The 20127-nt window shown below is 70.1% G+C and carries 18 protein-coding genes; 7 read left to right on the top strand and 11 right to left on the bottom strand.

Going from position 1 to position 20127, the window contains the following annotated elements:
- Positions 1–81 precede the first annotated feature (81 nt).
- From OXS49_RS09330 to OXS49_RS09345, 4 genes are all read left to right on the top strand, one after another.
- Positions 82–1005 (top strand): ring-cleaving dioxygenase, encoded by a 924-nt coding sequence (locus OXS49_RS09330; protein WP_267423734.1) that lies wholly within the window; start codon positions 82–84, stop codon positions 1003–1005.
- Positions 1006–1067: 62 nt separating this feature from the next.
- Positions 1068–1700, top strand: coding sequence for an alpha/beta hydrolase (locus OXS49_RS09335; RefSeq protein WP_267423736.1), 633 nt, complete (start codon positions 1068–1070; stop codon positions 1698–1700).
- Positions 1701–1737: 37 nt separating this feature from the next.
- Complete coding sequence (locus OXS49_RS09340) at positions 1738–2169, top strand: DoxX family protein (protein WP_267423738.1); 432 nt, start codon at positions 1738–1740, stop codon at positions 2167–2169.
- Between the two features lie 95 nt (positions 2170–2264).
- On the top strand, positions 2265–3242 hold the full coding sequence (locus OXS49_RS09345) for a Gfo/Idh/MocA family oxidoreductase (protein ID WP_267423739.1): 978 nt from the start codon (positions 2265–2267) through the stop codon (positions 3240–3242).
- 10 nt (positions 3243–3252) lie between these two features.
- Here the strand turns inward: OXS49_RS09345 and OXS49_RS09350 are convergent, their stop codons facing one another.
- From OXS49_RS09350 to argJ, 3 genes are read right to left on the bottom strand one after another with little or no spacing between them, the layout of a single operon-like run.
- Entirely contained in the window at positions 3253–3681 is a 429-nt protein-coding gene (locus OXS49_RS09350) for a (deoxy)nucleoside triphosphate pyrophosphohydrolase (RefSeq protein WP_243998316.1), read from the bottom strand.
- Positions 3678–4388 carry an SIMPL domain-containing protein gene (locus tag OXS49_RS09355; protein WP_267423740.1) on the bottom strand — a complete coding sequence of 237 codons (711 nt, stop codon included), beginning with the start codon at positions 4386–4388 and terminating at the stop codon, positions 3678–3680. The genes OXS49_RS09350 and OXS49_RS09355 overlap by 4 nt, the downstream gene beginning before the upstream one ends.
- The gene (argJ, locus tag OXS49_RS09360) at positions 4385–5635 is read right to left on the bottom strand and encodes a bifunctional glutamate N-acetyltransferase/amino-acid acetyltransferase ArgJ (RefSeq protein ID WP_267423741.1); all 1251 of its coding nucleotides are present in this window, start codon (positions 5633–5635) and stop codon (positions 4385–4387) included. Before argJ ends, OXS49_RS09355 begins: the two co-directional genes overlap by 4 nt.
- Positions 5636–5865: 230 nt before the next feature.
- Here argJ and OXS49_RS09365 point away from each other — a divergent pair, with 230 nt between their 5' ends.
- Both OXS49_RS09365 and OXS49_RS09370 read left to right on the top strand, forming a co-directional pair.
- Complete coding sequence (locus OXS49_RS09365; protein ID WP_267423742.1) at positions 5866–6300, top strand: histidine kinase; 435 nt, start codon at positions 5866–5868, stop codon at positions 6298–6300.
- Positions 6301–6966: 666 nt separating this feature from the next.
- The gene (locus OXS49_RS09370) at positions 6967–8862 is read left to right on the top strand and encodes a HAMP domain-containing methyl-accepting chemotaxis protein (RefSeq protein WP_267423743.1); all 1896 of its coding nucleotides are present in this window, start codon (positions 6967–6969) and stop codon (positions 8860–8862) included.
- Between the two features lie 26 nt (positions 8863–8888).
- Here the strand turns inward: OXS49_RS09370 and OXS49_RS09375 are convergent, their stop codons facing one another.
- From OXS49_RS09375 to OXS49_RS09410, 8 genes are all read right to left on the bottom strand, one after another.
- The gene (locus OXS49_RS09375; protein ID WP_267423744.1) at positions 8889–9713 is read right to left on the bottom strand and encodes a TetR/AcrR family transcriptional regulator; all 825 of its coding nucleotides are present in this window, start codon (positions 9711–9713) and stop codon (positions 8889–8891) included.
- A 103-nt stretch (positions 9714–9816) separates the two neighbouring features.
- Positions 9817–10620, bottom strand: coding sequence for a pyrroline-5-carboxylate reductase (gene proC / locus OXS49_RS09380; protein WP_243998304.1), 804 nt, complete (start codon positions 10618–10620; stop codon positions 9817–9819).
- A 26-nt stretch (positions 10621–10646) separates the two neighbouring features.
- The gene (locus tag OXS49_RS09385; RefSeq protein ID WP_243998303.1) at positions 10647–11156 is read right to left on the bottom strand and encodes a YbjN domain-containing protein; all 510 of its coding nucleotides are present in this window, start codon (positions 11154–11156) and stop codon (positions 10647–10649) included.
- A 294-nt stretch (positions 11157–11450) separates the two neighbouring features.
- Positions 11451–11735: an accessory factor UbiK family protein gene (locus tag OXS49_RS09390; protein WP_267423745.1), complete on the bottom strand. Its 285-nt coding sequence runs from the start codon at positions 11733–11735 to the stop codon at positions 11451–11453.
- Positions 11736–11881: 146 nt separating this feature from the next.
- Positions 11882–12112: a hypothetical protein gene (locus OXS49_RS09395; RefSeq protein ID WP_267423746.1), complete on the bottom strand. Its 231-nt coding sequence runs from the start codon at positions 12110–12112 to the stop codon at positions 11882–11884.
- A gap of 133 nt (positions 12113–12245) precedes the next feature.
- The gene (locus OXS49_RS09400; RefSeq protein ID WP_243924100.1) at positions 12246–12962 is read right to left on the bottom strand and encodes a PhoH family protein; all 717 of its coding nucleotides are present in this window, start codon (positions 12960–12962) and stop codon (positions 12246–12248) included.
- 432 nt (positions 12963–13394) lie between these two features.
- Entirely contained in the window at positions 13395–15761 is a 2367-nt protein-coding gene (locus OXS49_RS09405; RefSeq protein WP_243998296.1) for a UvrD-helicase domain-containing protein, read from the bottom strand.
- A 298-nt stretch (positions 15762–16059) separates the two neighbouring features.
- The gene (locus tag OXS49_RS09410) at positions 16060–16257 is read right to left on the bottom strand and encodes a hypothetical protein (RefSeq protein ID WP_267423747.1); all 198 of its coding nucleotides are present in this window, start codon (positions 16255–16257) and stop codon (positions 16060–16062) included.
- Positions 16258–16665: 408 nt separating this feature from the next.
- Between OXS49_RS09410 and OXS49_RS09415 the strand changes: the two genes are divergently transcribed.
- Complete coding sequence (locus OXS49_RS09415; RefSeq protein WP_267423748.1) at positions 16666–20124, top strand: AsmA protein; 3459 nt, start codon at positions 16666–16668, stop codon at positions 20122–20124.
- Positions 20125–20127 lie beyond the last annotated feature (3 nt).

The raw sequence follows: 20127 nt of genomic DNA on the forward strand, positions 1-20127 counted from the left end.
TTCCGGAGCATTGGCAAGGAGCAGATTGTGGTCATCGCACAACGCCCCGCGCCCAGCGCGGCAGCCTGAGGAGACAGCGCCATGATCCAGACCGGCCTCCATCACGTCACGGCCTTCTCCGGGCCGGCCCTGCGCAACCTCGACTTCCACACCCGGGTGCTCGGGCTGCGGCTGGTCAAGAAGACCGTCAACTTCGACGATCCGGGCACTTACCACCTCTATTACGGCGACGCGGCCGGGCGTCCTGGCACGATCCTGACCTTCTTCCCCGTCGAGCGGGCGGCCCCCGGCCGCGTCGGGGTCGGCGAGACGCAGGAGACCGCGTTCCGGATCCCCCGCGCCTCCATCGGCTGGTGGGCCCACCGCCTGATCGAGAAGGGTGTCGCCCACGAGCCGCTGGTTCAGGTCTTCGGCGAGCCGACCCTGCGCTTCCGCGACTCGGACGGCATGATGCTCGCGCTGGTGGGCGTCGAGGATGCCAAGGCTGACGCCTGGGCCTCCGGCGAGGTGCCGGCCGAGCACGCCATCCGCGGCCTGCATGGGGTCACGCTGCTCCTCGACAAGGCGGAGCCGACCGCCGCGATCCTCACGGAGGTGCTGGGCCTGCGCGAGGCCGGCCGCGAGGGCAACCTGATCCGTTTCGCGGGCAGCGCCGCGCTCGGCGGCTTCGTGACCCTGCGGGCCGTGGGTGGGTTTCTGCCAGGCCGGCCCGGCGCCGGCTCGGTCCACCATATCGCGTTCCGGGCGGCGGACGACGCCGCACAGGCCGCGATGGGGGCCGCGCTGGCTGAGCGGGGTCTCCACGTCACCGAGCAGCGCGACCGCCAGTACTTCCGCTCGATCTACTTCCGCGAGCCGGGCGGCGTGCTGTTCGAGATCGCCACGGATGCGCCGGGCTTCGCGGTCGACGAGCCGATCGAGACCCTCGGGTCCGCCCTGAAGCTGCCCGCTGGGCTGGAGCCGCATCGGGCCGAGATCGAGGCGGTGCTGCCCAAGGTGGCCTGAAGCCAGAGGCCCGCTCCGCATCCCGCGGGGCGGGGCCTGCCCCACATCGCCAGGAGGTCGCCATGACCAACGAGACCCTCGGTTTCATCCATCGCTTCGAGCCCGGCCCGGATGCCGCCCATCCGCTACTGCTCCTGCACGGGACCGGCGGCGACGAGACCGATCTCCTGCCGCTCGGCCGGATGCTGGCGCCGGGCGCCGCGCTCCTCTCCCCCCGGGGTGCCGTCTCCGAGAACGGCATGCCGCGCTTCTTCCGCCGGCTGGCCGAGGGCGTGTTCGACGAGGCCGACCTGCGTCGCCGCACCGGCGACCTCGCCGATTTCGTGGCGGCGGCCCGGGCAGCGTACGGCCTCGGCGCGCCGCTGGCGCTGGGCTTCTCCAACGGCGCCAACATCGCCGCCGCGCTTCTGATGCTGCGGCCGCAGACCCTGGCGGGCGCCGTGCTGATCCGTCCGATGGTGCCCTTCGCCGAGCCCCCGGCGGCCGACGTTGCGGGACGTCCGGTCCTGATCCTGTCCGGCGCCATGGACCCGATCGTGCCGGTGGAGAACGCCCGCCGCCTCGCCGCGCAACTCACCGCCGCCGGCGCGCAGGTCGAGCACCGCATCCTGCCCGCCGGCCATGGCCTATCGCAGGCCGATCTCGACCGCGCGGCGGACTGGCTCCGCGAGCTCGCTATTCCGCACGCCGCCTGAGTCGCCCGCACTTTCACCCCACGAAAGGACTACGCCCATGGCCTCCTCGATCGCCCCCGTTCCGACCGCCACCGGAGCCTCCGTCGCGGCTCTGCTGCCGGTGACGGGCCGGGTCCTGATGAGCGCGCTCTTCCTCGCGAGCGGGGTCGGCAAGCTCGCCGCGCCCGCCACGACGCTCGCTACCATCGAAGCCGCCGGCCTGCCGCTGCCCACGCTCTCGTATGGGGTGGCGACGCTGGTGGAGATCGGCGGTGGCCTGTTGCTGATCGCCGGCTATCGCACCCGGCTCGTAGCTCTGGCGCTTACCCTCTTCGCGGTCGCCACCGCGGTGATTTTTCACGCGGCTCTGGGGGACCAGAACCAGATGTTCCACTTCCTGAAGAACCTCGCCGTCGCCGGCGGCCTGCTGCAGGTCGCGGCTTTCGGCGCTGGTCCGCTCAGCCTCGATGCCCGGCGGGGCCGCGCCTGACGCTGTTTGGGCCGGCTGACTTCCCCGCACCGGTTCGGTTCCGTAAGGCTGCGACCGGGATGCGCATCCGCGCCGTCCGACACGCGGGACCTTCCATGCCGGCCACCGACGCCACGCTCGCCCTCGGGATCATCGGTGCGGGAATCATGGGCGAGCGCCTGCTCGGTGCCATTCACGGGGCATCGGAGTCGCCCGTCCGGGTCGCGGCGATCTGGGATCCGTCGCCGGAGGCCCTGGCCCGGATCGGTTCAGCCTTCCCGGCTGTGCCGCGGGTCGCCGATGCCGAAGCCGTCGTGGCGGCGAGCGCCTGTCTCTACATCGCCTCGCCGCCGGCCTCGCATCTCGGTTACGCGCGGGCAGCCCTGGCGGCGGGCCGGAGCGTCTTCTGCGAGAAGCCGCTTGCGATCGACCTCGCCGATTCCCGCGCCTTCGTGGCGGAGGCCGGGCAGGCCGGCGCGGTGAACTTTCCCTTCGCCTCGTCGCCCGGCGTGGCTGCGCTTCAGCGCTGGATCGCCGAGGGCGTGGTCGGCACGCCGCGGCGCCTCGCCATTGCGGTGGAGTTCGCCCGCTGGCCACGCCCCTGGCAGGCAGACGCGGCGCGCTGGCTCGACGCGCGGGCGGAGGGCGGCTTCACCCGCGAGGTGGTCTCGCACTTCCTGTTCCTCGCCCGACGCCTGCTCGGCCCCCTCGAAGGGATCAGCGGCCGCGTCGAAGTCCCAGAGCCCGGCCTGTCCGAGCGGGCGATCACCGTGGCGCTGACGGCGGCCGGCATCCCCGTGACGCTGACCGGCCGGGTCGGCGGCACCGACAAGGACGATCACAACACCTGGACGCTGGAGGGCGATGCCGGCGCCGTCCGGCTGCGCGACTGGGCCATTGCCGAGCGCCGCGCCGCCGATGGCCGCTTCGAGCCGGCGCCCGACGCGATCCCCAACGCGCGGCTCCGTCCGATCACCCTGCGGCGCCAGCTCGACGGCGTCGTCCGGATGGCGCGGGGCGAGCCCCACCACCTCGCCACCTTCGCGGAGGCGCTCGCCGTGCAGGAGGCGGTCGAGGCGATCCTGGCGCTCTGAGGCGGCGCCCTCACACCTCCAGAAGATCGATCAGGAACGGGATCAGCGGCGCGTCGGCCGGCGGCATCGCGAGATCGCGGAGGGCCTTCGGCCGGACCCATTTCAGCGCCTGCCCCTCCATCGAGCGCGGCGTGCCGGTCCAGCGCCGGCAGACATAGAGCGGCATCAGGAGGTGGAAGTCCGGATAGGCGTGGCTGGCGAAGGTCAGCGGCGCGAGGCACGGCTCCTCGACCCGGATGCCCAGTTCCTCCGCCAGTTCGCGGATCAAGGTCTCCTCCGGCCGCTCGCCGGCCTCGACCTTGCCTCCGGGGAACTCCCAGAGGCCGGCGAGCTGCTTGCCCGCCGGGCGCTCGCTCACCAGCACCCGGCCGTCGACATCGATGAGGGCGACCGCAACCACCAGCAGGAGGCGAAGCGGAGCCCGTTCGGGCGCGCTCATGGCGAAACCGCGAAGGTGGCGGCGACCTCGGACGACATCTGGATCGTGCCGGCCTCGATCGGCACGCCCCGGCCCTTGGCGGCCATCGGCGCCGCCAGGGTGCGGTTCGCGAGCGGGTAGGGCGCGCCGCCCGCCGGGCCCAGCGTGCACAGCGGGCCGAGCTTGACGCCGAGGGCTTCGGCGAGCGCCACGGCCCGGCCGCGTGCGTCCCGGGCCGCGGCCACCTGCAGGGCGGCGTCGAGCCGATCGGGATCGCGCAGGCCGAAGCTGACGCCGTCGATCCGGTTCGCTCCGGCATCGAGGGCTTGGCGTAGCAGGTCGCCGAGCCGGCCCATATCGGCGAGGCGGACGCTCACGAGGTTGCTTGCCCGGTAGCCGTCCGGCTCCTCGGTGAGGCCGCCCGGCCGGGATACGGACCGCGTGGCGGCCTGCAGCGATACCGCGGCGGTGCCGATGTCGGCCGCCGGGACCCCGAGGGCGCGGGCCTGCGCCGTGACGCCCGCCACGGCCTTCGAGGCCGCGTCCAGGGCCGCCGCCGCGGTCGGCGCGCGCGCCTCGATACCCACCGTCACCTCGGCGAAATCCGGCGCCCGCGCCTCGGCGGCGCGGCCGACCACGCTGATGTTGCGGGAACAGGCCGAATCGTCGGCCCGGGCGTCGGGAGCCAGCGCAATGAGCAGGATGGCGCCGGCCAGGCCGAGCCTCACGACCGATAATCCCCGTTGATCTCGATGTAGCCCTTGGTCAGATCGCAGGTCCAGACGCGGGCCTGACCTTCGCCCAGGCCGAGATCCACCCGGATGCCGATCTCCGGCTCGCGCATCACGGCGCTTGCCGCCGCCTCGCTGTAATCCGGGTCGCGGGCGCCCTCGACGGCCACACGCACGTCGCCGAACCAGATCGCGAGCCGGTCGCGGTCGGCGGGCTCGCCGGCCTTGCCCACCGCCATCACCACCCGCCCCCAATTGGCGTCCTCACCCGCCACCGCGGTCTTCACCAGGGGCGAATTGGCGATCGACATCGCGATGCGATGCGCCGAGGCGTCGCTCTCGGCCCCCGTGACCCGCACGGTGACGAACTTGCGCGCGCCCTCGCCGTCCTTGGCGACGAGCTGCGCCAGCTCGATCAGCAGGCTGTCCAGCGCCTCGCGAAAACCCACGAGACGCGGATCGGCCGGGTCCGAGATCTCGGCGTTGCCGGCCTTGGCGGTCGCGAACAGCAGCAGCGTGTCGGAGGTGGAGGTGTCGCCGTCCACCGTCACGCAGTTGAAGCTGGTCTTGGTGCCCGCGGACAGCAGCGTCTGGAGCACCGCCTGGGGCAGCGCGGCGTCGGTGAACACGAAGGACAGCATCGTCGCCATGTCGGGGGCGATCATGCCGGCGCCCTTGGCGATGCCGTTGAGCGTCACCGTCACGCCGGCGATCGTGGCCGTACGGGTCGCGAGCTTCGGGAAGGTGTCGGTCGTCATGATGGCGCGCGCCGCCTCGGCCCAAGCGGGCGAGCCGTCCGTGGCCCGGGCCGCGCAATCGGCCAGCACACCCTCGAAACGCTCGGCCGGCAGCGGCTCGCCGATCACGCCGGTCGACGCGACGTAGACCTCGCGGGCACCGCAGCCCGCCGCCTGCGTGGCGATCTCGACCGTGCGGGCCACCGCCTCCCGGCCGAGGCGGCCCGTGAAGGCGTTGGCGTTGCCGGAATTGACCACCAGCGCCCGCGCCGAACCGTCGGCCAGCGCCTCACGGCACCAGTCGACCGGCGCGGACGGGCATTTGGAGCGGGTGAAGACGCCGGCTGCCTGGGTCCCGGCATCGAGCGCCATGTAGAGCACGTCGGTGCGGCCGCTGTAGCGGATCCCGGCCTGGGCGGTGGCGATTCGCACCCCCGGCAGGGGTGGCAGCTCCGGCAGGGCGGTGGGCGCCAGCGGGGAGACGGGCGGGGATTTCGCGGACGACATCGGCTCGGGCTCCGGCAGCGCGCGGTGGTGTTTTGCGGGCGGCCCGGTGTTGAGCGCAGGACCTCGGCTGCGTCAACCGTATGCCCGACCATTGATCAGGGATCCCGGCTGCCATCGGTTTGGGCGACTCCGGCGCGGAATGCGGCGCCTTCGCGGCGGCAGGCTTGCGCCAGGATTGCATCCCGGCATAGCATGCTGCATCGCAAAGCCAGCGCGAAGTCGAGTGCGGAATGTCCACAGCCGACATCGGGACTGCCTCCAGCACGATGCGCCAGGGCGGGTGCTACCGGATCCAGGTTCTGGTCGTCGGTCGCCACAAGCGCTGGCGCGACGAGGTAGCCGCGCAGGTTCGCCTACTGGGCTATCAGGTCACCGCCTGCGACCGCGGGGTCGATGCCATGACGGTCCTGGCGCTCGGCTTGCCGGTCGACGTGATGGTGGTGGATTCCGGCCTGCAGGGCGGCTTGTGCTGCGCACAGTTGGCCGTCGAGGCACGGACGCTGCGTCCGGGGCTGCGCATCGTGCTCGCGGGGGATGCGCGCGACGATCGGGAGCCGGAGGCGCCGGCCCACATCCCCGACGCGCTGTGGGTGCGGCATGACCAGTTCCAGAACGGGATGGTGGCGACCCTGATGCGCGAAGCGCTGGCCGATCGCGCCGCCTGATCGTGCGCGTTGCCCGGGTGTATTCACGGCCCGCGTAGGCGTGTGCCGCTGGGCCGATCGGAGCCCTGATCGGTGTCGAGCCCGTCATGACACCATGCGAATCGTCGGGCGCCTGTGAGAGGCATGATTCCCACCTGGCCAGCGATGCCGTTCCGTGCGGAACCGGCGGATCATCATTAGTCGATGACTTGTGGATCTGGAACTCGTGCCGAAGTCCGGACGGCCCTTCCGGCCAAGACCCGAGGATCGGGCCACGCAACAGCACGATATCCAGGTCTTTGAGTGTGACCCTCGTCGTCTCGTTCAAGTTGTGCAACAAGATGATGGGATTCGGGTCACATTTTCTGGATCCCATCTTGGATATCTCAGAGTCTCCGTTGAGTGCGCACCACGCCGGTTCGTAAAAACTTTTGAGACCCAGGCTAAATAATTCATTTCTCTAAGCTGTATATCTAATATTAAACTTCAGGTAACATCGTTAATGTGACACGATATTGTCATGAGCATCTCGCTTGCTGGTAGAGATTGGTCCCATTGAAGACCATCTCAGCCAAGGGGAAGGTTGCTGTGAAAATTGGAATTCGTATCCGTTTGTTCGCGGGGTTCGCTATTCTCGTCGCGATCACCGCCTTGATCGGTGCATTTGCAGCCTACCAGCAAGATAACTTGAATCGCGAATACGAGCGGCTGACCTTCATTGGAGAAAGCGCGCAGCAGATCATCGCGATGGACGGTCTCGCCGCCCAGCTCTCCGCCAAAGCCGAGCATTACCGCGTGGCGCCGGACGCGGCTCAGATCACCCCCATGCAGACCGTGCGGGGCGCCCTGGAGAAGATCGCCGAACACCGTAAGACCAAGGCGCTGACCGAGGCGGGGAGACAACACTATGACGCTATCGTCGGCAGCGCGGCCGCGATGAAGGCGGATCTGGACCACCTCGCGGAAGCCGGCACCCGGCTCGATGCCACGAAGCTGCGCCTCATCAAGGCGGGCCCCACCCTCACCCACCTCATCGAAGGCCCGCTCGCGGAGACAAGCCAGGGCGGCGACAATGGGGCGAAGCTACAGGCCACCCGCTTCGAGAATGCCGTTCTCGCCGCGCGTCTCGCCGCCGCGCGCTCTCTGATCGATCCGAAACCTCTCTACCGGGAGGAATTCCGGGACAAGATCGAGCAGGCGCGTGCCGAGCTCCACGGACTCGAAGGCTCTAATTTTGCGGCCATTGCCGGGCGGGTCAAGGAACTCGCGGATGCGCTCGTCACCTACAAGGCGGAGCTCGACAGCTACCACGAGGCGGCCGCCGCCTCGAGGGCGACGTTCGAGACCGGCATCAAGCCGCATACGGACGACATCGCGCTGAACTGCGCCAAACTTCGTGAGCGCATCCTGATCGCGTCGACGGCGATCAAGGCGTCGACCGCGGAACTGGCCCTGCGCGCTTGGCGCATCGAGATCGGCCTCGGCGCATTGGCCCTGATCATCGGCGTCGCCCTGGCCTCCGTCATCGCGCGCAGCATCATCAAGCCCATCGACGGTATGGTGAAGGCCATGGCGCGCCTGGCCGACGGTGACACGGATCTCGCGGTCCCCTCGCAGAATGCCGCGGGCGAGCTGGGCGCCATGGGCAAGGCGGTGGAGGTGTTCCGGAAGATCGCCATCGTCCGGTCCGAACTGGAAGCCGCGCAGGCTGCCGACCGGGAGGCCCGCCAGCGCCGGGCCGAGCGTCGCGAACAGCTCGTCGAGATCTTCGATCAGAGGGTGGCGGCCTCCCTGGATATCGTCACCCTGGCCACCGACGAGCTCGATGCCACGGCACACTCGATGACGCAGATCGCCGAAGACACGAACAACCAAGCGGTCGCCTCCAGCACGGCCGCCGATCTCGCGTCCATGAACGTGGGGACGGTGGCGGCGGGGGCCGAAGAGATGGTCTCTTCGCTCCAAGAGATCGAGCGTCAGGTGCTCCGCGCCAACGAGGCGGCTGGCTTGGCCGCCTACGAGGCCGAGGCGAGCAACGCCGCCATGGCGAGCCTCCGTGCAGCCTCCGAGCAGGTCGGCGCGGCGGTGACGACCATCTCGGGCATTGCGGCCCAGACCAACCTTCTGGCTCTCAACGCCACGATCGAGGCGGCCCGCGCCGGCGAGGCCGGACGGGGTTTCGCCGTAGTGGCTGCCGAGGTGAAGGAACTGGCCAGCCAGACCGGCAAGGCCACCGACGAGATCGGCGGGCTGATCACCGCGATCCAGGCGGCCACGACGCGGGCGGCCGCTGCAATGCAGCAGATCGCACACACGATCACGAGCGTGAACGAGATCAGCGGAGCCATCGCCTCGACGGTGGTGGAGCAAACGGCCGCGACCAGCGAGATCTCGCGCAATGCCAGCGAGGCGGCCGACGGAACGCAGCACGTGTCGACCAACGTATCGCGTGTGCTGACGTCCGCCAGCGAGACCGGCAGCGCCGCCTCGCAGGTGCTGAGCGCGGCAGCCGAGCTGTCCAAGCAGTCCCGCGCGGTCAAGCAGGAGGTGAGTAACTTCCTGCGCGATATCCAGGCCGTGTGATTCGGCGATCTGAGCGCCGCACGGGCTCAGATCGCGGCGGCGGGATCCGTCTCGTCGCCGTCGCGGCTGCGTCGCCCGCGCGGCCGGCGGTCGAGGAACGCGCGGCCCAGCGCGCGCAGCGGCGCGGTGAGCCGACGGGCATCCTCGGCCCGCTCCATGATGCGTTCGCCGCTGCGGATCTCCTTGTCGAGCCGGGCCATCGTCCGGGCCAGCGCCGGATCGTCGTCGTCGAGCCAGACCTGCGTGACGCGGGCGAAGGCGATTACCACGCCCTGGAGCTTCAATTGGCCGAGCGGCCCCTCGGTGTCGATCCCGGCCGCTGCCAGCATGTAGCGGTGTGAGTTGAGCATGACGCTATTCAGCGCCAGCATCGACAGCGGCTCGCCGCGCAGCGCGTAGGCAATACGCTGTAGGGCCGGCTTGTAGGGCTCCATCGCATCGAGGCGGCGCATCAGCACGTCGAACAGGCGCTCGCGGGTCGGCTCCTCCTCAAGGCCCGAGAGGTCGCCCTCCAGAACCTTACGGTCGATGATCCGGGTGAGCCCGCCCAGGACGGCACCCTTCGACGGAAACAGATCGCGCAGCTCGGCAAGTGTCAGCCCGGCTTCCCGGGCGATGTCGCCGATCTCGATGTCGTTCCAGGGCTGCTCGGCGGCGAGCCGCATCAGCGCCTCGACGGCGGCCTCCCGGGGCGAGAGCTTCGGTGCGCTGCTCTCCCGCGCGGCCGTGCTGATCCGAGGCGAGGCCTCGGGCGCACCGTTTTCCGGCGCGATGCCCTCGGATGCACGGCTCGTCTTGGCTGGGCTCGCGGCCTTGCGGGGGCGCTTCGAAGGGCCTTTGCTCTCAGTCATGGGTCTGTCGCCCGCTCCTGTCGGTCATACTGCCTGATGTAGGCAGTCCGCCACGGAAGGGCAGGGGTTTCGCGCGGCCATGCCGCACGGGGCGCACCGGATGTCAGCCGGCGAGTTCTTCGGCCCGCCGCCGCGCTGCCGCCACGGCCTCCCGCATCAGCGCGCCGAGCCCATCCGGGCGCATCAGCACGTCGAGGGCCGCCGCCGTGGTGCCGCCGGGGGACGTCACGTTGCGGCGCAGTTCCGCCGCCTCGGCGGGATTGGCGTCGAGCAGTGCGCCCGATCCTGAAACAGTCGCCCGGGCGAGGCGCTGCGCCACCTCCGAATCGAGACCGGCCGCGATCCCCGCCTCGGCCAGCGCCTCGGTTAGGAGGAAGACATAAGCTGGTCCGGAACCCGAGACCGCCGTCACCGCGTCGATCTGTGCCTCGTCGGCCAGCCACGCGACGGTGCCGTTCGCGGCCAGCAAGGCGTCCGCCGCGGTGCGCTGCCCGGGCGTGACCTCCGGACTGGCATAGGCCCCGGTCGCGCCGCGGCCGATGCTGGCCGGCAGGTTCGGCATCGCCCGGACGATGGCCCGTGCCCGCTTCAGCCGGCCGGTCAGGTCAGCCACCGTCTTGCCGGCCAGGATCGAGACGAGGAGCGTGTCGCGGCCGATCAAGCGGTCGAGCCCGGAGGCGGCCGCCTCCAGCCCCTGCGGCTTGATGCCGAGCACCAGGACGGCGCCGGGCTCTGGGTCCGGCGGGTTGAGGGCGATGCTCCGTTTCGTGCACAGGTCGATGATCTCCCGGCTCGGCACCGGATCGATCAGCGTGGTGCGGCGCGGATCGAGGCCCGCTGCGAGCCAGCCCGCCAGCATCGATCCACCCATCTTGCCGGCCCCGGCCAGGACCAGCGAGGCGGGCATCGATGTCGATCGAGGGTCTTGGGCTGTCACGCCTCGCCTTCGGTCTCGAACAGCACGGCGTCCAGTGCCTCGCGGGCGGTCTTGCCGGCCCAGAGCACGAATTGAAACGCCTGGAAGTAGCGCTCGCAGGCGTCGACCGCGGTTTTCATCATGGTGGCGCATTGCGGGTGGGTCGGGACCGCGCCCCCCGTCAGCAGCAGCGCATGGCGGAACATCACCACGCCGTCACTCGACCACAGGTCGAAATGTCCAACCCAAAGCTGCTCGTTGATCAGCGCGATGAGGCGCATCACCTCGGTCCGCTGCCGATCCGGCACCTTGAGATCGAACGCGCAGGCGACGTGAAGCGCCTCGACGTCCTCGATCCAGGTGAAGGCCACGTTGTAGTCGGTCCAGCGGCCGGGGCTCGTCACCGACATCTCGTCGGTCTCAGCCCGATCGAAGATCCAGTCGCGCAACGACGCCAAACGCTCGACAACGTCGAGCGGATGCTCGTTCCTGTCCGGGTCGTGGAAGTCGACGTTGAGCAGCGGCATGACGATCCAAAATGACGGCCCGGACGAAAAGTCCGGTCCGTCGTGAGCGGTGATGCGAAACCGGAGTGCCGAGAACACTCCGAGACCTGGAACAGCCGGCAGATCTGCGCCGGTGGTGATGCGATCGACTGTCGAAGCTCCGCGGACATCGCCCCGCAGCGCTCGAATCACCCACTGCCCGACTATAGACCGGCCCTGACTCGCGACACAAAGTGCAGGTCCTCAGCGGTGAACAGGAAACCGGATCGTCGCCGCGGCTTCCTGTGTAAAAGCTCCGGGCGTTGCCGCGCGGACTCAGACCACCTCGCTCAGGCCCGCCGCACCCGCAGCAGCGGCTCCGGATTTCGCCTCCAGGGCCGCGATGCGGGCCGTGAGAGCCGTGTTCTGCGTCTGCAGGCTGGTTACGAGATCGCGAAGCACGTCGAGCTCTTCGCGCGAGGCGATGTCGAGATCGCGGATGACGCGTTCGAGCTGGGCCCGGGCCACGGTCTCGGCCTCGCGGCGCACCCCCTGCGCGGCGCCGGCCGCGTCGGTCATCAGGCGGGCGAGGTCGTCAAACAGGCGATTGGAGGGGGGCATCCTGGTCTCCCGGATCGGCCGGCTGCCGCGACGGCCGCCTGACGGCACGATTCCAGAGCACGAGATAGGAATCTTCGAAGAGCCGGGCAACGCCCGGATCGTAGGAAGCGGAGCAGGGCCGGATCGGGCCCCGGTCCGTAACAGAATTACATGCGGTGCATACGGTGCATGCGGTGATGCATCATCCGCCGATGCATGTGGTGGCGCATCATGCGGCGGTGCGTCATGCGCCGCTCCATGGGCGTCATCCGGACCTGGGTGACGGCATCGGACGTCGTGACGGCGCCCGGCATGGCGGGGGCCGCGGAGGCGGGCTGGACGAGGGCAGCACCACCCAGCGAAGCCAGGACGGCGAAGGCGAAGGTCAGTTTCCTCACGAGGAGACTCCAATTCTCTGATGGCCGGGTATGGCGCCCGGTTCATCCTCCCGGACGGGAGGTACGGAGAGTCGTCTCGTGCCGCGGGACGGCACGGCGGGCCGTCGAGGACCCGCCGCCATCAACTTCCGAGTTACAGATTCGTTTCCTCGAACGCCTTGACCCATTCGGCGCAGATGCCGGATCGTACGATGTCGTTTCGCGTAAACTCAACCACCGGTATCGGCATCATCCGGCTTTTGACAAGATGCATCACGGTGCGCAGGCCAGACGTCTCGCGCAGATCGGTCTGCGAGATGTCTCCGTTGATGATGACCTGGCAATCGTCGCCGATCCGGGTCAGGAACATCTTGATCTCGTTGACCGTGGTGTTCTGCGCCTCGTCGAGGATCACGAGGCAGTTCTTGAAGGTGCGCCCGCGCATCACCTCGAACGGGACGATCTCGATGTCGCCGGTCTTGAGGGCGATCTCGAAGGCTGCGGCGCCCATGCGCTCCTTCATGGCCTCGGTCAGCGGGGCGACCCAGGGCGCGATCTTCTCCTCGAGGGTTCCAGGGAAGAACCCGAGGGAGCGGCCCGAGGGCACGTTCGGGCGGGTGATGACGACTTTGGAGATGCGGCGCTGGCGGAGTTGGTCCGCGGCGCGGGTGCCGGCGATGAAGGTCTTGCCGGTGCCGGCCGGCCCGAGGACGATGACCTGCGGGGAGCGGGCGAGGGCGTCGAGATACTCGGCTTGGCGTTCGGTGAGGGGCTGGATGGGAGCGAGGTTGCGTTCTTCGTCGAAGCGTGTGCGGTGAATGCGGGACGTGCGGTCTTCAACCAGTTCAAGTCGTGCGCGGCGTCTCTTCATGGATGTACACTCCAACGGGACTTGCCAACCTGGATCTGTTTTTGAACTGCCGTTTACCTGCTTGCTCCCGGATCAACGTCTATCGCGGAACTAATACGGGCCCCTTCCCAAAGGTTCCGCACCGCGCGCGTCCGCCTGTGGAGAGCGTCACGACATGCCGCGCGCGGCCGAATACGTGATGCAACTGTCGCACCAGCGTGATTCGTGCTCCACGATTGCGCACAGGGTGTGACCAGGGGGTGACGGTAGACTCGGCCGCCGCGAAAAAGTCGTGGGGCTTGCACGGATGCATCAGGCTCGGCGAGAGGCTCGGAATTGGGAAGACGCGAAGACGCCACATCCGGCACGATCACGATACCTCCCCGCCCGCGGGGGCGAAGCCGGCCGACCCTGCCGCCCTGAAACGTCCGGGCTTGGTCGGCGGGACCTGCCTCACCCGGCCTGGATGAAGCTGTCGAGGACCATTTTCCGGCCGGCCTTGTCGAAGTCAACGGTCAGCTTATTACCATCCACGCCGGCGATCGTTCCTGGGCCGAACTTGGTGTGGAAGACCCGCTGGCCCCCCTCGAACGCGGACGGCGCACCGGTCGATTTGGCGATCAGCTCGCCCTCGATCTGGCGGGGGCCGCCGGCATGTCCGCCGGATCGCCCGCCCGGTGCCGAACCGAAGCCGCGACCGCCCTGAGGCGCCGTATTGGCCTGCGCCCGCTGCCAGCCCGGCGTGCCGTAGCTCGATCCGAACGGCGTCGGGTTGCGGTCGAACCGCGAGGCACCGGCCGAGAAATGGGCCGGGGCCTCGACCACGTCGACCGCGGATTCGGGCAATTCGTCGATGAACCGGGACGGGATGGTCGAGGACCACAGCCCGTGGATCCGCCGGTTGACCGCGAAGGACAGTTTCGCCCGCTTGCGCGCCCGGGTCAGCCCGACATGGGCGAGCCGCCGCTCCTCCTCCAGCCCGGCCCGGCCGCTCTCGTCGAGCGCCCGCTGGCTCGGGAACAAGCCGTCCTCCCAGCCGGGGAGGAACACGGTGTCGAATTCGAGCCCCTTGGCGGCGTGGAGCGTCATCAGGGAGACGCGGTCGGCGCCCTCGGTCTCGGAGGCCTCCATCACCAGGGAAACGTGCTCGAGAAACGCCGCCATGTCGGGGAATTCCTCCATCGAGCGGACGAATTCCTTCAGGTTCTCCAGGCGGCCTGCGGCGTCGGCCGAGCGGTCCTTCTGCCACATCTCGGTGTAGCCGGATTCCTCCAGGATGGTCTGCGCGACCTCGCTGTGCGGCTGCGATTCCACGAGCCGCGCCCAGCGGGAAAAGCTCTCGGTGAGCGCCCGCACGGTCGAGCGGACCCGGGGCTTCAACTCGTCGGTCTCGCACAGGCGCTCGGCGGCGATCCGCAGGGGCAGGCGGTTGGCCCGGCCGTAGGTGTGGAGCTGCTGGAGCGTGGCGTCGCCCAGGCCGCGCTTGGGCGTGTTGACGATCCGCTCGAAGGCGAGGTCGTCGCTGACATTCACGGTGGCCCGTAGATACGCCAGCGCGTCGCGGATCTCGGCCCGCTCGTAGAAGCGGGGGCCGCCGATAACCCGATAGGGCAGGCCGAGCTGGACGAACCGGTCCTCGATCTCGCGCATCTGCGCGGAGATCCGCACCAGAACGGCGATCTCCGACAAGGCGTGCTGCTTGGCCTGCAGGGATTCGATCGATTCGGCGAGCATCCGCGCCTCCTCTTCCGAATCCCAGGCGCCCGTCACGGTGACGCGCTCGCCGGGCTCGTCGTCGGTGCGCAGGGTCTTGCCGAGGCGGCTCTCGTTCTTGGCGATCAACCCGGAGGCGGCGGCCAGGATGTGGCCGGTGGAGCGGTAGTTGCGCTCCAGCCGCACCACCACGGCACCGGGGAAGTCGTGCTCGAAGCGCAGGATGTTGTCGACCTCGGCGCCGCGCCAGCCGTAGATCGACTGGTCGTCGTCACCCACGCAAGCGATGTTCTTCCGGTTTTGCGCCAGCAATCTCAGCCACAGGTACTGGGCGACGTTGGTGTCCTGATACTCGTCGACCAGGATGTAGCGGAACCTGTCCTGGTAGTTGGCGAGCACATCCGGGTTCTCGCGCCAGAGCTTGAGGCAGAGCAGCAAGAGATCGCCGAAATCGACGGCGTTCAGCGTCGCGAGCCGGGCCTGATAGGCGGTGTAGAGCGTACCACCCTTGCCGAACGCGAAGGCCGAGGCCTCGCCGGGCGGCACCTGCTCGGGGGAGAGGCCGCGGTTCTTCCAGCCGTCGATGGCGTGGGACAGGGCGCGCGCGGGCCAGCGCTTCTCGTCGACGTTCTGGTCGGCGATCACCTGCTTCATCAGCCGGAGCTGGTCGTCGGTGCCCAGGATGGTGAAATCCGATTTGAGCCCGACCATTTCGGCGTGGCGGCGCAGGATCTTGGTGCCGATGGCGTGGAAGGTGCCGAGCCAGGGCATGCCCTCGCCGGCGGGGCCGATCAGCGCACCGATCCGGTGCTTCATCTCCCGGGCGGCCTTGTTGGTGAAGGTCACCGCCAGGATGTCGAACGGTCGCGCCCGGTTGGTGGAGATCAGGTGGGCGATGCGGGTGGTCAGCACCCGGGTCTTGCCGGTGCCGGCGCCGGCCAGCACGAGGATGGGGCCCTCCGTGGTCTCGACGGCGCGCCGCTGCTCGGGGTTGAGGCCTTCGAGATACGAGGCGGCGTCGCGGCGGAGCGCGCCCATGGCGCGGGCGGCGATGGAGGAGGACGGAGCGCCGTCCCCGGCGGGCTGCGCATGCGGGTGGTTCTGCATCCTGCTTCCCTGGACCAAATCGCGAACGGCGTCGAGGTGGTTCGGGGGGAATGCGACCGGAGGGTGTTGGGCGGGGTGGTGGACCTCGCCCGTCGGCAGCGGCGTCGCCGCGCACCCTGAGCGCTGGGCCGAGCTCGGTCCGCAAGTGTTCGAACGGCTGCCAACCGGGTACCCGAGACGGCACTTACGTCCGGCGCGGCGAGGGACGTAACGAAGTCCCGATCAGCCCCGCTGGCGAAGGGTTCCGGATCCCACCCCCGCCCGACCTCGGGCGGGAGCCGGACCCGGAAACGGCTTCTTACTTGTGGTTCTCGGCGCTCTTGCCATGCGCCTTGGTCGAATGCTCCTTGGCCTTGTCCGCGTGGCCGTGCGCTTCCGTGGAGTGCTTGTGGCCTGCCGCGTGGTCACCCTTGCCATGATGCTCGGCGGCTGCGCGATGCGACTTGGCGGCCTTCTCGTGGTGCTCGGCAGCCTCGGTATGAGTCTTCTGGGGCATGATGTTTTCCTGTGCCGACGTGCCTGTTTGGCGGGCATCAAACATCCTGGCGGCGAACCCGTTGCGCACCTCGCGGCAAGTTGACAACTTTTGCGAATTTCCCATCAGGCATACTAGATCTTTATACCGGATCTAAAGCCTTTCGCCGTATGATGATTCATCCCAAAGCTTGAATTTTCAACAACATCGGTAGGTAAATCATACCCTCTCTTTTTCAGCGATGAACATTCCATCCCCGCGGACAGGTAGGTCGCGTCAGCGCGACAGGGTCTCCAACCGCGTAGATCCCGCGCTGGCGCCCCCGGCCCCTTATCGTGCTAAGGCCGTTGCGGTTTGCCCGCGGGGGCACGCGGGGGGCGACATCGCTATGGTGTTTGCCCGCGCGGACACGAGTGCGGAACGGGAACGGTGCGTGATCTTCTGACCGCGCTGGCGGGCGCCGTCATCCTGGTTCTCGTGGCGGCGCTGGCCGTCCCACCCTTCGTGGATTGGCAGGCCCACCGCGCCCTGGTCGATCGGGCGATCGCCCAATCGCTCGGCGTCCCGGCCCGGACCGACGGGCGGATCGAGGTTCGGCTCCTGCCCTCGCCGCGGCTGCGCATCGACCGCCTGCATCTCGGGACCGATCCGGAGCGCCCGAGCCTCGACGCCCGGTTCGTCAAGGCCGAGATCGCGCTGGCGCCGCTTCTGAAGGGCGAGTTCCGCTTCACCGAAACCCGGGTCGGCCGGGCCGAGATCAGGCTCCCGCTCGCCGGCCCCGACGCCCTGAAGCTGCCGGCCGATCTCGGCGAATCCCTGCGTGGTCGCGATTTCGCGATCGAGGCGCTGCACGTCCAGCAATTCCTCGTCACCACCCAGGTCCCGGCGACCGGCCGGACCGATCAGTTCTACGCTCAGGATCTGACCCTGCAGGCCCCGGCCCTCGTCGGGCCGTGGCGCGTGGAGGGCACGAGCGGCGGCGTGCCGTTCCGGGCTGTCAGCGGCACGCCGGGGCCGGACGGGCGGGTCGCCGTGAAGATCTCGGGCGGCGGCGATGCTCACCCCCGGTTCGAGGCGGACGCGCGGTTCGGCCTTGCCCCCCAGGAGAGCGGCGGGGCTGTTCAGGTGGAGTCCGAGGGTACCGCCCGTCTTGTGGTCGGCCCGCCCACCCAGGTCGCGGGCGCCTACCTGCCGTTCTCCTTGAGCGGCGCCTTCAAGGCCCGGGGCGCGCAGGTGCGGTTCGAGGGGGTGGATCTCGCGATCGATCCCGGCGGGCGGACCCTGCGGCTCGGAGGCACCGGCCGGCTCGACCTGCGCCAATGGCGCGCCGGCCTGAGCCTGGAAGCCCGTCGCCTCGACCTCGACGCCTTCCTGACCTCGACCGAGGGCCAGAACCTGATCGCCCGCGGCCTGCCCAATTGGGGCGGCGCACTGCCGGCGATGATCGACCTCGACCTTTCGGTGGGCAGCGCCGTGCTCGGGGGCGACGAATTGTCGAACCTCGCGCTGACCGGCACCGTGGAGCGGGCCGGCGGCCTGCTGCTGCGCCGCCTCTCAGTCACCGGCCCGGCGGACTCGACCCTCAGCGTGAGCGGGCAGGTCGAGACGGCGCCGTTCCGCCTGACCGGCCCGGTGGCGCTCGTCGCGCCCGATTCGGATGCGCTGGGCCGCTATCTGCGCCGCCTCGGCGTGGAGGGGCCGTTGACCGCGCTGCTCGACGGACGCCGGATCGAAGCCGCGGCCGATCTGTCCGCCGATCCCGCGAGCCTATCCCTGCGCAACCTGCGCGTCGGGCTCGGCCCCGCCCGGATCACCGGGAACGCGCGCTACACCGCCGCTGAGGACGGGGTCCGGGGTCGGTTCGATGCGCAGATCCGGGCGAACGGCATCGACATCGCGGCCCTGCCGCCCCTCGGGACGACGCTCGGGACCCTGCGCGACCTCGATCTCGCCCTGACCTTGGAGGCTCGGGACGTTCGCTTCGGGACCGTCGGATCCGGCAACGGCACCATTGCGGCCAGCATCCAGACGGACGGCGCCAGCGTCGTGGTCGACAGTCTCGCGGTGACCGATCTCGCGGGGGCGAGCGCCACGCTGTCCGGCCGGATCGGCGCGGATGGGACCGGGCGCGTCTCAGGCCGCCTGAAGGCCCCGGTGGCGGCGCCGCTGCTCGGCCTGCTCGAACGGGTCTGGGTCGGCGAGCTGCGCCTGCTGCCGCCGTTCCTGAAGGACGCGCCCCTCGACCTCGCCGTCACCCTCGACCGGGAGGGCACCGCCGGGGCGCTGCGCACGCAGGCGAAGGGCAACGCGGGCGGCGGCACCCTCGACCTGACGCTGGCGAGCCGCGGGGCGCGGATCGAGGGCGGCACCGCCGCCTTGAGCGCCGCCCGGGCCGGCACATGGTTCGGGCGGGCGGATATCCCGGGCCTCCAGCGGCCCGCCGAGCTGCGCTTGAGCGCCGAGCGGCCGGAGGAGTCCGCCCTCGCGATCACGGCCGACGGGACGGTGGCGGGGTTACGGATCGCGACGGGCCGGCCGATCCTCATCGGCGCGGACGCGCTGCCGACCGGGGGCGCGCTCCGGGCCGAAACGGCCGACCTCGCGCCGTTCCTGACGCTGGCCGGGGCCGCGAGCCTGCAGCCCGGCGCCTGGCCTGCCGACCTGACCGTCAGGCTGTCCCAGGAGGCGGGCGCCAGCAGCGCGGCGCTGACCGGGCAGATCGCGGGATCCGCTGTCGACGGAACGCTGATGCGCGCGCCCGGCGGCGCCCTGAGCGGACGCCTTACCCTCGATCGGTTGTCGCTGCCCCAGGTGGCGGCCGCGCTCGTGCTCCCGGTGCAGGAGAACGGGCGGTTCGGGCCGCCGGGCCATCCCCCGGCCATCACCCTCGACGCGCGCATCGCCAAGCTCGATCTCGGCCGCGGTCTCGCGACGACCGACGCCACCGTCGCGCTGGGCCTGTCGGAAGCCAGCCTGACCCTCCGCGACCTGACGGCCAAGCTCGGCGGGGGGCGGATCGCGGGATCGGCCACGATCACCCGGGCGGGCGCCGGCGCGGCGCTCTCGGGTTCCGGCAGCCTGGCGGATGTGGCGATCGCCGGGCTCGGCGGCGGCCCGATCGGCGGCCGTCTGGATGCGGATCTGCGCTTCTCGACCGCCGCCGAGACGCTCCCGGGCCTCGGCGACGGGCTCTCGGGCAGCGGCACGCTGATCCTCAAGGACCTGCGCATCCCGGCGGCCGATCCGGGGGCGCCAGGGCGCGCGCTCGCCCGGGCAGTGGAGATCGATGACCCGCTGCGTGAGGGGCGCCTGCAGGCCCTTGTCGCGGAGGAACTCGGCAAGGCGGCGGCCCAGGCCACCGGTCCCGCGTGCGCCGCCGCCACGATCGTGGGCGGGATCCTGCGGGCTGGCCCGTACGACATCGATTTCGGGTCCGCCCGCTGGGCCGGCACGATCGGCTACGACCTGCGCAACGCCCGCCTCGACGCCCGGGGGACGTTGACCGGCGGTCCGGTGCCCCGGGGCTGGAGCACCGGATCGTCGACGATCCAGCTCGGCCTCGCGGGACCGCTCGCGGCCCCCGACCAGGTGCTCGATGTCGGCGCCCTGTCGAACGGGCTCGCCGCCTTCGTGCTCCAGCGCGAGCTGGAGACGATCGAGCTGACGGAGGCCGATCAGGTGGAGCGGCAGCGCCGCCGCGCCCGGATCGAGATGGACAAGGCCCGCGCCGCGGCCCTCAAGGCGGCCGCCGAGAAGGCCGCCGCCGACAAGGCCGCCGCCGAGAAGGCCGCCGCGGAGAAAGCTGCCGCCGAGGAGGCGGCGCGCCGGGCGCGGATCCTCGGGGAGGGAACCGCCCAGCCGCCCGCACCCGCCGAAGCTCAGCCCTGACCG

It is taken from the genome of Methylobacterium sp. GC_Met_2 (genome assembly GCF_026540795.1).
Classification (GTDB): Bacteria; Pseudomonadota; Alphaproteobacteria; order Rhizobiales; family Beijerinckiaceae; genus Methylobacterium.